14 protein-coding genes and 1 pseudogene are annotated in these 16,310 nt (G+C 33.7%); 2 read left to right on the plus strand and 13 right to left on the minus strand.

Annotation, left to right across the window (positions count from 1 at the left end; translation table 11 throughout):
• Positions 1-557 (minus strand): annotated as a pseudogene (locus V7014_RS10665) (hypothetical protein); the annotation flags it as partial.
• Between the two features lie 195 nt (positions 558-752).
• On the opposite strand from V7014_RS10665, the gene V7014_RS10670 reads away from it, so the two are divergent.
• Positions 753-1,571, plus strand: coding sequence for a sugar nucleotide-binding protein (locus V7014_RS10670; RefSeq protein ID WP_335506916.1), 819 nt, complete (start codon positions 753-755; stop codon positions 1,569-1,571).
• Between the two features lie 240 nt (positions 1,572-1,811).
• Here the strand turns inward: V7014_RS10670 and V7014_RS10675 are convergent, their stop codons facing one another.
• The 4 genes from V7014_RS10675 to V7014_RS10690 form a co-directional block, all read right to left on the minus strand.
• The gene (locus V7014_RS10675; protein WP_335506918.1) at positions 1,812-2,156 is read right to left on the minus strand and encodes a DMT family transporter; all 345 of its coding nucleotides are present in this window, start codon (positions 2,154-2,156) and stop codon (positions 1,812-1,814) included.
• Between the two features lie 23 nt (positions 2,157-2,179).
• The gene (locus V7014_RS10680) at positions 2,180-2,506 is read right to left on the minus strand and encodes a DMT family transporter (protein ID WP_335506920.1); all 327 of its coding nucleotides are present in this window, start codon (positions 2,504-2,506) and stop codon (positions 2,180-2,182) included.
• Between the two features lie 12 nt (positions 2,507-2,518).
• Entirely contained in the window at positions 2,519-3,061 is a 543-nt protein-coding gene (locus V7014_RS10685; RefSeq protein WP_335506922.1) for a TetR/AcrR family transcriptional regulator, read from the minus strand.
• 166 nt (positions 3,062-3,227) lie between these two features.
• Positions 3,228-4,667: an N-acetylmuramoyl-L-alanine amidase gene (locus tag V7014_RS10690; RefSeq protein WP_335506924.1), complete on the minus strand. Its 1,440-nt coding sequence runs from the start codon at positions 4,665-4,667 to the stop codon at positions 3,228-3,230.
• Positions 4,668-5,030: 363 nt separating this feature from the next.
• Here V7014_RS10690 and V7014_RS10695 point away from each other — a divergent pair, with 363 nt between their 5' ends.
• Entirely contained in the window at positions 5,031-6,773 is a 1,743-nt protein-coding gene (locus V7014_RS10695) for a methyl-accepting chemotaxis protein (RefSeq protein ID WP_335506926.1), read from the plus strand.
• Positions 6,774-6,855: 82 nt separating this feature from the next.
• On the opposite strand, the gene V7014_RS10700 is transcribed toward V7014_RS10695, so the two are convergent.
• From V7014_RS10700 to V7014_RS10735, 8 genes are all read right to left on the minus strand, one after another.
• The gene (locus V7014_RS10700) at positions 6,856-7,566 is read right to left on the minus strand and encodes a polyphosphate polymerase domain-containing protein (RefSeq protein ID WP_335506928.1); all 711 of its coding nucleotides are present in this window, start codon (positions 7,564-7,566) and stop codon (positions 6,856-6,858) included.
• A 28-nt stretch (positions 7,567-7,594) separates the two neighbouring features.
• Positions 7,595-8,452, minus strand: coding sequence for a ComEC/Rec2 family competence protein (locus tag V7014_RS10705; RefSeq protein ID WP_335506930.1), 858 nt, complete (start codon positions 8,450-8,452; stop codon positions 7,595-7,597).
• A 22-nt stretch (positions 8,453-8,474) separates the two neighbouring features.
• The gene (locus V7014_RS10710) at positions 8,475-9,911 is read right to left on the minus strand and encodes a glycosyltransferase family 2 protein (RefSeq protein WP_335506932.1); all 1,437 of its coding nucleotides are present in this window, start codon (positions 9,909-9,911) and stop codon (positions 8,475-8,477) included.
• Positions 9,880-11,064: a HEAT repeat domain-containing protein gene (locus tag V7014_RS10715; RefSeq protein ID WP_335506934.1), complete on the minus strand. Its 1,185-nt coding sequence runs from the start codon at positions 11,062-11,064 to the stop codon at positions 9,880-9,882. Before V7014_RS10715 ends, V7014_RS10710 begins: the two co-directional genes overlap by 32 nt.
• A gap of 15 nt (positions 11,065-11,079) precedes the next feature.
• Positions 11,080-13,203, minus strand: coding sequence for a hypothetical protein (locus tag V7014_RS10720; protein WP_335506936.1), 2,124 nt, complete (start codon positions 13,201-13,203; stop codon positions 11,080-11,082).
• 13 nt (positions 13,204-13,216) lie between these two features.
• Positions 13,217-14,683, minus strand: a complete 1,467-nt coding sequence (locus V7014_RS10725) for a CotH kinase family protein (protein ID WP_335506938.1) — start codon at positions 14,681-14,683, stop codon at positions 13,217-13,219.
• An 11-nt stretch (positions 14,684-14,694) separates the two neighbouring features.
• Positions 14,695-15,366, minus strand: a complete 672-nt coding sequence (locus V7014_RS10730; RefSeq protein ID WP_335506941.1) for a DUF4956 domain-containing protein — start codon at positions 15,364-15,366, stop codon at positions 14,695-14,697.
• Positions 15,367-15,801: 435 nt separating this feature from the next.
• Entirely contained in the window at positions 15,802-16,224 is a 423-nt protein-coding gene (locus tag V7014_RS10735; RefSeq protein WP_335506942.1) for a DUF1284 domain-containing protein, read from the minus strand.
• Positions 16,225-16,310: the final 86 nt, after the last annotated feature.

Here is a 16,310-nt window from a genome sequence, read left to right on the forward strand (position 1 = left end):
TTATCTATACCAATATCAATCGGTTGAACAATTCCACTATCAGTATTAACATAATTAGCTACTTGAATGACAAGCTCTAGCTTATGCTCTTCAACGGATTGATAATATTCATATGGAACATTTTTATTAATTGTCTTCTCTATTGTTGAACTCGGCTTACCCATTTGTTTTACTTTCTTACCATTCACATAAAGCACATGAGAAGACCAAATATTTCGTACAGAAATCCCGATATTTTTCACATCATTCGGTAAATAAACGATTAACCGATACGTTCCAATTGCCTTATCACTTTTCCAACCTCCAGGTACTGTTTCGTACACCTTCATTTTTGAATTATTAAATCCTATTGGAGATAAAAGTGCACCTTCAACAAGTTCCCATTCTCCTCTCAAGGAGGTTGGACCTTCTTTATCAAAATCCCAATCTCGCAAATCAAGGATTCCATTTTTAGCCATGGGGGCATTAGATGGATTTTTTTGAGATAAGCTAACAATTAAAAAGCACATCTCAAAAAGTAACAAAATCGAAATAATAAATGCCAATTTTGCTTTCATTTATTTGGTCCTTTCGATATTCAACTTTATACCTAATTATATAGGAAATCACCCTTGAAACCCTAACATTTAACAGAAGTGGAAATTATAAAAGTACGTATAAAAAAATTAGAAAGAAAGGGCATATCTTTTTCACTTGCCCATTCGTTATATGATTGAAAGGTTATATTTATTAAATTGATTGGAGGGTTTTATTTGAAAAAAGTACTTATTCTTGGTGCAAGTGGACTTGTAGGACAATCTTTAATTGAGGAATTAAAAGATGGGTTTGACATATATGGAACATACTGTTCTTCATCAGTCAATCTCCCAAATAATAAGAAAGTTCAATTAGAAATACATGAAATTGATAAACTGAAGGAAGTGATTCGTTCTATACAACCTGACATAATCATTTCTTGCCTAAGAGGGGATTTTGAACAACAGCTTACATTTCATCATGAACTGTCTATTGAAATACAGAATACGGATCGCATTGTTTATTACTTTTCTACTACGAATGTATTTGATGGTGACTTTTCAAGACCACATACAGAAAAAGATTTCCCGATTTCTGAATCAGATTATGGAAAATTCAAAATTAATTGTGAAAATATGCTGCAAGAAATGTTAGCTGAACGAGCGATTATCATTCGGATACCAGCAATATGGGGCAAGAATTCCCCAAGATGGCAATTAATTAAAGACAGCATTGAAAATAATGAAGTGATAGATGTATATAGTAATTTAATTTGTAATAATCTTTCGGATGTTACATTAGCTAAACAACTCCGTTTCATAGTTGAAAATAATCTAAAAGGAATCTTCCATCTTGGTACGTTGGATATGATGTCACAAGCAGACTTCTTCGAACAACTTGTAAGTAAACTTACAAGTAAAAAGAACATATTACGTCGCAATTTATATGACAATAAAGTCAATCCTTATTATTTTTCATTGCAGCAAAATCGTAACGATATAAAAGACTCTCTACAAAGCACGAATGATGATATTGTTTCTTATTTACTACGTTAACAGATTGATCTATTAGCCACTAGAAGGGGCTGTCCGAAAAGTGATTTTCAATCACTTTCCGAACGCCCTTTTACGCTTTTTAGCCCTTCAGTATAGGTTACGAGAAATTTGTTATTCTTGTTGGGCATCTTGAAAATGCCTATTTTGGCGCTTTAGAAAGAGATGAAATGCATCTGTTTCCCGATAAATATGAATAATGATTTTCACGTAAATGTAAAAATCTAAAGCACCATTACCTTATTAGACACCCTCTTTAGTCTCGTTTTCTGAGCTCTCGGAATTGAGCAATACAACCCCGCCAATTATTAATAATAAACCAAAGAATGTCATAGTAGTAAATTCGTCTTTCCAGATTAGGACACCTAGTAAAGCTGTAATAGCTGTACCTACCCCTGACCAAATGGCATAAGCCAAACTCAGAGAAACCGTTCTTAGACAAAGTGATAATGAATAAAATGCCAATCCGAAGCCTACAGCCACTCCTAAGGATGGAATTAAATTCGTGAATCCATCAGACAACTTAAGCATTGTTGTCCCAAATACTTCAAATACAATTGCTAATGACAATGCTACATAACCATTCATAATAACTTCTCCATTCTACCAATTTAGTGAGAGCCACTAGATAGTTTCATTACTACAACCCCGCCAATAATGAAAATTAATCCTACTAGCTTCTTTGCACTTATTTTTTCTTTCCAAACTAGTACACCTATCAAAGCTGTTAAAGCAGTACCTAGCCCTGACCATATAGCATATGCCGTTCCAAGCGGTAAGTATTTTAAAGCGATGGATAAGAAATAAAATGCCGTCCCCATTGCTATAACAACTCCTATAGAAGGCCAAAGTCTTTTAAACCCATTAGAAACCTTAAGCATAGAACTTCCAAATACTTCCGCAACAATAGCAAATATTAATACTACAAATGGATTCAATTACAACAACTCCTATTTCGTCATATCCAGTAACTTTTTGATTACTTCTTTTCGCAAATCTTCATTTAATGGTGATATGTTGAACAATTCAGAATAGTAAAGACCATCGACAGCCAGACGAATAACCGCTGCTGTTACGGGGCTTATACCATCATGTTCTATTCTATCTTGTAAATATTGATAGTATTTAGAAATACTTTTCGCTAATTCAGGATTCAATGCGGAAGCAGCATACAGTCCAATATTTAGTTCTCCATTATTGTTTTTTAAATCCCATATTGATGCATGAATTAATGCACGAGTCCATTTACCGTCTTCAATAGGATCTCTTTCTGCACAATCATTAAAACGCTCAGTAAATTCTCCAAAAATATGCTCAGCTAATCCCAGATTTAAAGCTTCTTTATTAGGAAAGTGGTAAAGTAGTCCCCCCTTACTAATACCAGCTTGTTTGGCAACTGCATCTAAAGTTAATGCATTAAATTCATGATTTATAATAAATTCTGTAGCTGCTTTTAAAATGATCTCTCGTTTCATACTTGCTTTTGATTTCAATTAGTACGCCTCCTCAAAAACCGTCTGAATGGACTTTTTTATTATACCGTCTGGATGGTCTTTTTTTCAATCTTTTTTTCTATGTATAAACCTTTTCGACCAAAAAAAGGGCTGCCCATAGTCAGTAATTCTGACTTATGAACAGCCCATCTCCATTTAACTTCCACTACACTACATCATAATACTTCGCAACATCGAAACCTTTTGCTTTATAATAATCTAGCAAACCAAGGTAGATTGCTTCCGCTGCTTTTTGTCGATAAACTGGATTTTTCAATTTATCATTATCTGATTTTTGATCTATGAAAGCTAACTCAGCTAATACAGCTGGCATTGTATTTTCACGAAGTACTGCATAATTGCCTGGCTTTACTTTGCGGTCTTTCGTACCCATTGCCTTAACTAGTCTTTTATGTATAGATTCTGCCAAAAGCTTACTATCACTTACATGTGGATTTGAAGCTCTTCGACCACCCCAGTAATATGTTTCTGTACCGTTTGCACTTTGATTAAATGCATTAGCATGGATACTAACAAACGTATTGCCTTTCCAATTTGCTGCCATAACTGGTCGTTGGTTCGGAGTGTAAAACACATCTGTTTCACGTGTATATTTAACTTGTAATGGAGTTTGAACAAGCAACTTCTTTAAGCGAAGTGCCGTATCTAATACTACGTCTTTTTCTTTCAGTCCAAAACCAGTAGCTCCAGAGTCACTTCCTCCATGACCTGGATCAATAACAAGCACTTGAGAAGCTAACGACTTACCGCCATTAGTATTTCCTGGATTTTCTCCAGATGAAGATGGATTACTGGATGTTAAATAAGCAGAGGAAACAAAACCAATGAGATTATCGTTTGATTTAATTAAAGTCCAATCTCCTACTTGATAACCTAGCTTTACTTTATCATCATATTTTAACTTTCCTACTACACTATAATTCGTAGACGGTCCTTTTCTAACATTTAACGTACTACTGTTTACATATTTTTCACCTTTGAATGAAATTTGAGGATTGTTTAAACGCAACGTGTAATCAATTGCTCGAGCAATAAAAACAGCTGTTTCTTCTCGTACTGCTTTTCTTTCAGCAGCGAACGTCCCATCAGCTTGCATCGTGTCGATTCCTCTAGAAGTAATGGCCTTTGCCGCTCCCGAAATAGAATTATTGAATTCATAGCCAAAAGCTCTACAAATCATAATTGCCATTTCCCCACGAGTAACAAGTCCATTTGGTTTAAATGTACCATCAGAATATCCTGAGATAATCTTTTGATCAACTGCGGATTGTATGTATCCTGAAGCGAAATTACCTGCACCGACGTCTTTAAATTTTGTTTTTTTCTTAGTGCCATCTAGATTTAAAGCGCGTCCAACCATTGCTGCAAATTCTGCACGAGTTACATTTTGCATCGGCTTAAAGTAGCCATTTTCATCTCCACTCGTTATTTTCCCTTGAGCTAAGAATGTAATTTCTTCATAAGATCGATGGCTAGTACTAATGTCTTTAAAGGTTGTTGCCGCTTCTGTTTTTGAAACTGATAGAGTACAAATACTAGAGATAAAGACAACTAAACCAAGTAGTAATTTTGCAAAAGTTTTCATTTATAATATGTCCTTTCTTTGTATTCCATCTAAATATACCATTTATTTCTACAATATTTTTGTTTTTATATAAATTTTCTAAATGTTTAACAGAAAACGAGACTTTTCGACTAGTACACTATTATTAATATTTTGCAAAAACCTCCAAATTTTCCATTGGGATAAGATTTAATTTATGACTTTACATAGGAAGGACTATCATCATGGTTGGTTTGATAACTTCTATCATGATTATTAGCTAAATAGCTCCCTTGAGTTGTAAATATCACCATTTTTTTGCAAAAAAATGACTACAATTATTCAAATTATCTAAATATTGTCGATAATTAAGTAGTAAAGAACTATATACGAGGAGCGATTACATTGAGGAAAAAATACCTCCCACTCAAAGCCAAGCTAATTATTTTATGTTTATTCATACTTATTGTACCAAGTGTCTTAATTGGCATAAGTGCCTATTCCATTTCGAAGAAACAACTGACCGATGCTGGTAAAGATGAGCTCCAAAAAAGTGCGCAAATGGTTATTGGTATGATTACATTACTACAGCAAGAAGTAGAGGCTGGACACTTAAGCAAAGTCGATGCACAAGAGAAACTTCGTGAAGAACTTTATAGTGAAAAGAATGCAGCAGATAATACAAGGAAACTTAAGAAAAAATATATTTCTGGAGAAACAGGATACATTTGGGCAATGAATCAAAACGGTATCTCGGTAATGGACCCTGCTGATGAAGGTTTAGACTTAGCCGCCATTAAAACAGAAGATGGCAAATATCTTGGGGAAGAATTTTTAAAACACGGAAAAAAAGGAGAATTCTACTATTATAAATGGCGGAATATTAAAACAGATAAAGTAGAGCAAAAAGTCGCATATGTAGAGGTAGATCCACATTGGGGCTGGGTAGTTGGTTCAAGTGCCTATATTTCTGAATTTAACAGTAGCGCTAAAAAAGTCGCCTACACTGTTATCTTTATTTCATTAATTGCTATTCTTATTGGTGGTTTCATTACTTATTTCTATGCTATCCGTATTACAAAACCTATTCATACTCTATCTAAAGAGCTACAAGCAACAGCACAGGGTGATTTATCTCGGGAAAATGTTCAAATTCATTCAAATGACGAAATTGGTATTCTTTCCAACAGCTTCAATCAGACGAGAAATAGTATGAAAGAATTACTTACAAATGTAGCAAATTCTACTAATCAGTTAACTGCGTCATCAGAACAATTAGCAGCAAGTGCTGATGAAACAAATAAAGCAACAAATGAAATTACAGAATCGGTTCAAGTAATGGCTATCGGTTCAGAAAGCGCATTCAGCAATTTAGAAGAAAGCTCGCAAGCACTAGATGAAGTTGCCATCTCTATTCATGATATGGCAGAAAATGCTAGCACCCTATCACAAACTAGTAATGAAGTTATTAAACAAGCAAATGAAGGTAATAAATATGTAGAAAAAACCGTTCAACAAATGGCTTCAATTCATCAAAAAGTTAATGAGAGTGGTGATATACTTCACCTTCTTCATTCAAGTTCAGATGAAATTGATGAAATTTCAAAAGTTATTACAGAGATTGCTAACCAAACGAACTTACTTGCTTTGAATGCAGCCATTGAAGCAGCAAGAGCTGGTGAACACGGAAAAGGATTCGCGGTCGTTGCAGATGAGGTTCGCAAATTAGCTGAGCAATCCCAACAATCTTCTACGCAAATATCAGACTTAATAAAAGATATTCAGAATAATATGACTCGTTCAACTACAGCAATGAATCATGTAAAAAACGAAGTAAAAGAAGGTATTCAAATAGTCGAACATACAGAAGTAAGTTTCAAAGAAATAGTAAATTCAATGTTAAGGATGAGTGAGAGAATTACAAATACAGCAGCGACCGTTCAAGAAATGTCAGCAAGCGCAGAAGAAGTATCAGCCACTGTTGGAAATATCCATTCCCAGGCTAAACAAGCATTAGAACTTAATAGAACAGTAGCTGCATCAGCAGAAGAACAATTAGCAACAATGGAAGAAATCAACGCATCAGCAGCATCTTTATCGAATCTAGCGATAGAGTTAAAAGAACAAGTAAATCAATTTAAATTGTAACAATAGCAAAAGCCCAAAATCTCCTGATTTTGGGCTTTTCCATCTGTCACAAAGCATATTTTTTCTTCTTCCAATCCACAACTTACAACATATAATTCTCAAAAAAGCTTCGTGATAAGCTATATTTACTTACAGATTGTTGCTTCACATCACAGCTAGCGAGAATGTCACTAATCCAACGATATAAGAATTTATTGTATTTCACTTCTAACACTTTTGTATCATAATCAAATAATGGATACAGTACCGCATCCTTATTGAAGAAGTCTAACTGAAGTTCGTTGCTACAAATGTCTGAATCAAGTGTAATCCGTATATTGTTCGTCGTGTGAATAAAAGCTTTCCGGCGATATTCAATCAAAACAACAGGACGATAATGATCGATCTTCATAATATTATATATAATACTTGCTATTTTATTATCATATTTCAACAACACTTCGTAATCACATTCTATTAATCTTTGGGCATCATCACGATGCATAACGAGACTATCTTTTTTTTGTGATATTCCAATTTTTCTCTTAATCTCTAATTTTACTTTAGGACTATTAACATCATATGTTCGGAGTCTTATTTTTTTACGATTTTCTATACCATCTATCCGTTCATAAAAATCCTTGTTGAATGGCGTATCAAAATATAGTGAGCGAATTTTGTAACCAAAGGCACCATTGTTTTTATCCGGTATTAGTACACCATCGAAAACATTCGATATAAAGCCGTATTGAGATGCATTGATGAGATATTTCAATTCTTTTCTTGATACATTAAATGTCGTTTTTCTTTTCATGATTTAGCAACCCTTCTTACAACCATCATTACATACCTTGGGTAATTGTAATTTTTTTACCGTCGCTCGCACAATAAACAGTACCATCACTAGTTAAGTACGTTTTTATGTTCAAAGAATCAAGAACTGCTAACGTTTTTTTCTTTGGAGGCTCCTGGTCTGAACATGTAATAACACTGTATTTCGGGTTTACTTGTTCTAAAAATGCCTTCGTTTGTTCATTATATTTCCCATGATGAGGTACTTTTAAGAACGTATGCTGAAGATAATTCAAGCCCATCAATTCTTTTAATCGCTCTTCTTCTGCATCACCAGCAAATAAGAAACTAGTTTCTTTGTAAGAAACGCTTAATACAAGTGAATAATCATTGTCTTCCTTATATTGAATTTTTTCAGGCGGATACAATGTAAACCGAGCTTCATCAATTGTAAAATCTAAAGGTTTACTTAAAATTTGTGGCACTAATTGCTTTTCCTCACTCGCTTCCATATACTGCTTGAATTGCTTTGTATCAGGATTATAAGAGCTATGAATAAGTGTTTTCACATTCATTGCTTTAATTATTTTATCTGCCCCACCGATGTGATCTTTATCTGGATGCGTTAATATAAAATAATCGATTTCTTTAATATCTTGCTTCTTTAAATGCTGGATTATATCCTCTGCATTTCGATTTCTACCGCTATCAACAAGTACGACTTTCCCACCTGTTTGAATAACGATACAATCGGACTTTCCAGTTGCTAATACAGTAACGGAAAAAGGAGCCTTTTCACGTTCGTTTCTAACTTCTCGAAAGAACCAATTGTATATGAAATAAACACTGACAATAATAAACAAGAGTACGATAGCCACGATACGCATTACAGAAATTGCATCCCTCATTACTTTTTCTTCCCCTTATTACCTAGTGCATACTAGGCTTTTCAGATTCATTCTTGTCTTTGTCCATAGATACACGCACCATTTTCCCCCACTTTTGTTTTCCTTTACGAGTACCAAAGATTGCTCCAAGTCGGAATAATGAGCACATTTGTCGGTAACCAAAGCATTCAAAGATCGCTACAATCATTAACTTTACTAACGATTTCCGTGATAAAGATTCACCGTATAAATAGTTACCAAAAACAATCGATACCCATGAAGATACTAAACTAAATCCCATATAAAACAATAAATAGAATAGTAAAAAATTCAAATTAATAATATGAATGAAATAAGAAACAACAACTGTAACAATTCCTAAAATTTCTAATATCGGAGTAATATATTCAAACAAAACAAAATAAGGATAAGCAATCATTCCAACCGTTCCGTAGGAAGGGCGGAAAAACATAAACGAGTGTGAAAATAAAGCTTGTCCCATTCCGACATGCCAACGTTTTCTTTGAGCTTTCAATACCGTTATATTTTCTGGTACTTGCGTCCAGCAAACGGCATCAGGAATATAGTTAATTTGATATGGAAGTTTATTTTTTCGATAAAAGCAATGTAGCTTTACAACAAGGTCCATATCCTCCCCAATCACACCATTAGTGTAGCCACCAACTTTGATTACTGCTCTTTTACTGTATAATCCAAATGCACCTGAAATAATTAAGTTTGCATTTATGCCATTCATAGCTACTCGTGACATGAGAAACACTCGGAAATATTCAATCATTTGAAACATAACAAGCCATTTTTTAGGTGTAACTATTTTTTCGATTCTACCATTTTTAATAACGGCTTGGTTTGCAACTTTAATATTTCCACCAACAGCAACGACGTCATCACTTTCCATGAAAGGTATAACGATTTTTTCTAAAGAATCGTACTGCAATACGGAATCTGCATCCATGCAAATAAATAGCGGATACCTACTCACATTAATTCCCATATTTAAAGCGTCACTCTTTCCACCATTTTCTTTGTTCACAAGTACAATTCTTTTTCCCTTAAACACATTTTCATAAATACTATCCATTTCCTTACATGGTACTTGCTTACGGATTGGTCGTTGCACCTCTTTTAAATGAAAATGTTCAATTACTTTTTGGGCAGTGGAGTCTTGTGAACCATCATTAACAATGACGATCTCTATATCTGGATATTGAAGATGCAGCAAAGAAGTAATCGAATTTAATATTGTTACCTCTTCATTGTAAGCCGGAACAATAATCGAAATCGGCATATAATTCTGATTGTTCGTAATCATGGCATAGCCCATATGTTTCTTCTTAATAAAGAAATCATCTAAATGAAATGAAGCTACAATTGTGTTTACAAATACAAAGGTGGCGTAGGTAAACATATAAATAAAGAAAAAGAGATTAATATACAGGATGATATGTTCCAAAATCATGACCTACATCCTCCTCTTCTAACTTTTCCGGTTTGAAACACGCTAATTTCTCTTCATAATTGTCATTGGAAATTAAATGAGTTGAATATAAAGTATATATAATCATTTCTTTTGCAAAGCGATCATTTCCTTGAATAATTTTTGCTATTAAACTATGAGGGGTAAATATGTCACCTTCTTCTAGATGAATTAACGAAAATGCACTATTATAACGGACAAACCAATTGGAATCTGTAATATTCTTTTTAAGTAGATTGATTGTTTCTTCATATTTATATAAAGCAATAGCGTTCGCACAGACCGCTCTTATCTCATAATTCTCACTATTAAACTGACTAACAATAAAGTCGTATGCTTGTTGATATCGAATAATTCCAAAGTATTTAATTCCGGAAATAATCACTTCTTTATCATTTGAAACACGTATCAAATTCAAAATTTCTTCTGAAAAATCACTGATTTTTTGATTGGCAAAATGGTCTATTATTACTTTTTGAATTTGTGGGCTAAACTCAATTATCGTACTACCTAGCACTTTATTTAGTTCACCCATGTCCCCTTGGAAACAATCAATAAAGTCGACAATAACTTTTTTATTGAAATACAACTGTCCTTTTGAAATGTTGTGATAAGCTGCGATAAAAGCTTCAACATTACCAGTATTTCTAAGAACTCGTAAGGCATTATTTCTTACATACTGCGATTGATTTTCCAAGCTTGATAAAGCATATTGAATAACTTCATCCGAATTCATATAATATTCTGCTAGGAGATAAAGGATATAGCTTTTCCGATACTTATCACGGACAATTCGGTTTTTATACAATGTTTGATAATCAACGATTAATCTTACATAGTTTTGCAAATGCTCATCTAATCCATCTTGAGCAACCTTTTCAAAATATATTTTATTGAAAGCTTGAAGACCTGGTTTCGTCCGTACCTTCTCCTGTAAATCTAGGAGTTCTTTTCTACTAATATCTAATGGATCACACATTTTGAGATGCTTTTCAATAATCGGGTGCATTTCATTCTCATAGCGTTTTGTTCTTTTCAAGTCTATTTTCTGCATCACTTTTGAATAAAGGACATACATAATAACTAACAAGAAAATAATCAAGAACATAACAATAATGAAATAAACAAACTTCATATCATCCTCACCTCGCTATTTGTTCAAATTCTTGAAATAAGTTTGAAGCACTTCGTACGATTCTTTCGTTCTTTCCTGATATTGAATATTTTTTATTTTCTTCAATTGAAGATAACTTGGTGGCGTTGCTTTTATCATTTCGCCTTCATCCTTAACAATAACTTGCAAACCAATGTTTTTAATTTTTTCTTTACTTGCTATCCCATCTTGATAAAAATCTCCTAATACTATTCCATTCATTGGGTCCATAACGTTGATTAATAACCATGGAATGCGTAGCTCTATCACACCATCTTTCACATTAAAATCAGCTAATGAATGATAGTCTTTCGACTTATAGTCCGTATTGCCAAATACAAATGAGCCTGTTTCATAATATTTCGGACTTAGAAGCTGCATTGTTTCATCGTTTTGCATCGCATTGCGGGTTAATAGATAAATAGGATCAAATTGATTAGAATCTTTTGTTGGTACAGTCGTCACTTGATCCAGAATGTTGGAATAATATTTATAGCGAAAATCAAAGATGTTATATCGCGACTGCACTTGTATATCAGAATCTTGTTTACCGTGTAATCTAACAACAAAGTCCGCTCCTAAATCAAAATCGATATTCTCTTCTTTATAGTTCTTGCTTCCAATCGAAGGATTCACATCCATTGCTAGAAAAAGTCGATCATTATACAGATGAAATCCTTTATCTTTTATCATGACATATAAATAACTAGAATCATATTTGGCATACAGTTTATTATTTTTGTCTTCAAATAGTAAATCCTCTTTCTTCCAATCGTCTGTTTTACCATCCATAAGTACTTCACTATTTGGAACGAACTGCATAATGCCAAAGTTCTGCTCACTAGATTGTACATCTAACCAATTAGACGCTTCTGTTGTGTTTTTAATATGACGTGTATTCCAAGTACTGCTTTTATCCCATTCGTCCTGCCAATTATAAACAATCGCTCCCGCATAATAATTCTCATAAATATCATCCAGTAGTTCGGTTAATTTCTCACCTTGCTCTTTTTCACTCATGCCCCCACGATCATAACCTTGATGGTCGTCTTCCTTTGAAATACCTCTTGAGGTAGAAAGACCGATATTTGTAATAACAACTGGCTTTTGATGAACATCCTTCAACTTTTTTAAATACTCTTCAAAATAGTTATCATCTTTTAGGTCTGCATTACTATCAGATCTCATGTTTAGAAAATCCGGATCATTCGGAGAAACTTGATAACTTGCAAATATTCCACTATGCAAGTCTTCTTTCTCTTGTACATTCTCAATATTCAGATTCGTATCCCGAAACACTTTAGATTGATTCATATGCATGATTGGGTCTAGCTCTGTCGTATTTAAGAAAGATACTAAACGTTGTTGATTATATTTCTTGCTCTCATAACTAATCGCATAATCCATTGCCTGAGCTATTAAATACTCGGTTGCATTTACCGTGTTCGCCTCAATATATTGTCCATCAAAAGAAGTTAGTTTATCATTCTTCTTATTGTTAATTTTCACAAAAGCAGGGTCCCACTGATTACCAATGACATATCCTAATACATATTGAGAGATGCCATTAAGATAGATACCACTTGATAAAGCTCCATTTTTCAACATTATCTTTCTTCCATGAAGAACATCAATAGTATCTTCAATATCCTTATTCAACTGCTCGGATATGTCTTCATGAACCCCGCCATATTCTCCATGAATAAACTTTTCTTGTAAAGGAATTTCATGGATGATATATAAAGGATTTTCTCTATCTTTATTAAACTCATCTATCGCATTATAAAAAACGGGTGATTGAATCGAAGGTATTCGAATCGTATTGACATTCATCTTACTAATCTTCTCTAGCCAGTCCATCATTTGTTCTTTAGTCAATTTTTCATTCCCCGGCAGACGATCACTCACAGAAATACCTTTAATGACAAAAGGATTCCATTTCTCTCCATCGTACTTCTCAATTTGATTTTCATTCACTCGTACCGCATAATGAATATTATTTTTTTCTACGGACTTTTCAAAAGCAGATGTTCTAAAATCTAAAAACCCAGTGAAATAGAAGTATCCTAGTAGACTTATTACAATTATTATACTAATGGCAATAAACATAAATTTACGCACTTACATCAATCCCTTATAAATCACTTTCATCCATTCGATACAAGATCGCTGTATTTTGGTCAATCCAATCCGCTCTTTGCTTTATATAATCTTTCATTTCTCTTATTTCAATCTCATAAAGGATATCCACATCCACATTTTTCGACCATTTCGCATTATTCCTGTGTATAGCTTCTCCCAATTCTTCAACAGCATCATCGATCACCTGAAACAGATGCTCTTCTGATAATACATTCTTCCTAAGAAACGTATATCTAGTAACATACATATCTACAAAATAGGGATCCTTAAAAAGCTGATCAAACCAAGGAGTATTGTACATTCTGAAACCCTCGACTGTAGAATAAGGAGAGCCTTTTGGCAAACCTAGTGTTAAATCAAAATCCCAAACGGGTCCCGCATATAACAGTCCACCTACATCTCGATAAAAGTATGTACTAACATCTCCACCATCCACATTTTTAAAGAACTCATTAATAATGGCATAATCTACAAATGACATGACATCTATAAAGTTTCGATAACCTACTTTTTTATCTTTGAAGTTACGCGAATACAAGGATAATTCGAAATCATTAATATAGTTTTCTATATAATTTTTTTGTTCCTCTGTAATCCGTGATTTACCAGGGTAAACATATGTAAGAGTGCTTCGTTTCTTGACTGTGCCGTCTGAATTTAATATTTGATCTGACAAGACACTACCCCATAGACTATCAAGGACTGGTTGACCTACTTTAATTTTGTCTCTAGCAATAATAAAACTTGTATCAGCTAAGCGGTCATCCGTTTTTCTTAAATCTACACGGTTAGGATTACGAGTTATTTTTTCCATGAGCATATATACACCTCGATAGCTCGTATCTCCAACTTTTTGATTTTTTTGATCAAGTATATGCACTTCACAAAAACGAGTATCTGGTGCATATTCCATAATCTCACCTGAAATTTGATAAGCTAAATGATTGCGGATCAAGGAACTATCTGCTGATAAACCATTCAGCACCCATTCTTTATCAGGAGGCATATTTAATAATGGGACTTCCTTTTCCTTCCCCATATCGTCAATAACTTTGACAGAGAATTGTTTTTTAGGCTTTGACATGGAGGATTTTCCTCTTACGCCAATTATTATTTTTTCGCTGATAATCGGCTTTTCACCCTCACACATCACGATATTACCTTGTGAATCACTATTGTATAACTGGAACTCAGCTTCATATCTTGGTGTTTTATATGCTGAAGAAGTCACATTAACTTCTTCTATATTTTGGCCCTTCGTATCAATAACAACAATCGGCAAGTTAACACTTTCTTCACCTAAACAAGAATTGTTATCTGTTGCTCTCTGATCCGACGCAGTATCTTTAGACAACGATTTTGGATTTGTATATTGTGAGAAGACTACAACAAAGCTACTAATCAGCAACACTATAACAAGTAACAGTATGGTTTTTTTACCATTGTTTCTTTTTCTCATAGATTACTCCACTATTCCAATGTTTCGCCATTTTGTGAAACCACATTAATGGACATTACGCCATTAATCTTTTTCATTTGTTCATATTCTCTCGTATTGGAATCATTTTTTAATTTAATTTGATAAACCAGTTCCACAAATTGATCATTTACCGTCTCTGAACGTAGCTTGTATCCTCTACATGCTTTAAACATATGCGTGCGTATCCTCTCTAACGATTCATCCATATTTTCACAACGGACAATAATTAAATATCTTTCATCTCTACCAATACCATAATTAAAAATAAAACAGACTAATGAAATCAACACTGTTCCTATAATGATAATGACCAAACTACCTGAACCTGCTCCTAAACCAATAGCGATTGTCCAAAAAATATAAGCCGTGTCACGGGGATCTTTTATCGCCGTACGAAAACGAACAATAGATAGCGCCCCTACCATACCTAAAGAAAGAGCAATATTTCCGGCAATAATATTCATGATGACTGTCGTGACTAAAGTAAGCATAATTAGTGAAATATTGAACTTTTTACTATATAGAACACTTCCATATGTAAATCGGTATGTTATATAAACGATGATACCTAAAGCTAATGCTACCAGCATATTTCCTAATAATTCCACCGTAGTGACATTAATTGAGGTATCATATAACAGCTCATACAACTTATCTCTCATAAACCTAACACTCCTAAACTTCAAAGTTGACTTTCGATGCAGGTAATTTGTACCAAATAACATCTATCTTAAGATTATATAACAAAAAATAACCAGAAAACATTAAATATTTTAACTTTTTAAGTCATTATCGTATTTCGTGATTTCAATATCTTACTATCTGTTTTATGTAGAAAAAAAGCAAAAGCACATTTATTCGTATGTAATAAATGCGCTGTTGCTTTTTTACGATTATTAGCATTGTGTCTCCCGCTTTTTTTTGAGCTTTGATTATGCCTGTACTTTGGACGCATTACAAAAAGAGATGATTCAAAAAATTGAACTCATCTCTATTTTATAGGATGTTTTTTTAGGTCTAAATAGCATGCACTTTATAGTCCAGCATCATTTCTGTGCGAAAGACACTACAATTTCAATTCATTCATGAAAAGAAAGTTATCCTCCTTTAGCTTTTAACTCAGCAATCCCTTCTTTACAAACCCCATATGGCAGCCACGAACAGCCTTCACATAAATAATCTAGATCCTCAGGAATAACCATTTTCGCCGTTAAGGATACTAAATACGATTTTTGATAGTATTTATTTTTTTCAAGCCCTAGATGGTGGATAATTTTCTCATCCATTGACAAGACATGCTCATTAGAGTCTTCATCTGCTTCACATTTGATCTTACCCTTGTGAGGGCATGTGAAGCAAGCATCGTCAAAAGCAGCAACTACCTTGATAAAAAAATCCTTTTCTTCATTTCGTATATCATTGACGATCTCATGCATTTTCTTAACAAACTCTGGACTGTATCCCATCCCACGAAATCCGTGGATACAAAGCAGATGATGACCGCGTAATACTTTATCCATATAATCACTTCCTAAAAAGATTATATATAAAAATTATAATTTTTCGGAAAATACTTTTTTCCTAATCTGTTTTCCTATTACACCAA

The organism is Bacillus sp. JJ722 (genome assembly GCF_036963345.1).
In the GTDB taxonomy this organism is placed as follows: Bacteria; Bacillota; Bacilli; order Bacillales; family DSM-1321; genus Bacillus_AD.

Bases quoted from the DNA above. Each gene is read 5' to 3' on its own strand.
- V7014_RS10675 (WP_335506918.1), bottom strand. From the start codon at position 2,156: ATGAATGGTTATGTAGCATTGTCATTAGCAATTGTATTTGAAGTATTT.
- V7014_RS10690 (WP_335506924.1), bottom strand. From the start codon at position 4,667: ATGAAAACTTTTGCAAAATTACTACTTGGTTTAGTTGTCTTTATCTCT.
- V7014_RS10700 (WP_335506928.1), bottom strand. From the start codon at position 7,566: ATGAAAAGAAAAACGACATTTAATGTATCAAGAAAAGAATTGAAATAT.
- V7014_RS10705 (WP_335506930.1), bottom strand. From the start codon at position 8,452: ATGAGGGATGCAATTTCTGTAATGCGTATCGTGGCTATCGTACTCTTG.
- V7014_RS10710 (WP_335506932.1), bottom strand. From the start codon at position 9,911: ATGATTTTGGAACATATCATCCTGTATATTAATCTCTTTTTCTTTATT.
- V7014_RS10715 (WP_335506934.1), bottom strand. From the start codon at position 11,064: ATGAAGTTTGTTTATTTCATTATTGTTATGTTCTTGATTATTTTCTTG.
- V7014_RS10725 (WP_335506938.1), bottom strand. From the start codon at position 14,683: ATGAGAAAAAGAAACAATGGTAAAAAAACCATACTGTTACTTGTTATA.
- V7014_RS10730 (WP_335506941.1), bottom strand. From the start codon at position 15,366: ATGAGAGATAAGTTGTATGAGCTGTTATATGATACCTCAATTAATGTC.
- V7014_RS10735 (WP_335506942.1), bottom strand. From the start codon at position 16,224: ATGGATAAAGTATTACGCGGTCATCATCTGCTTTGTATCCACGGATTT.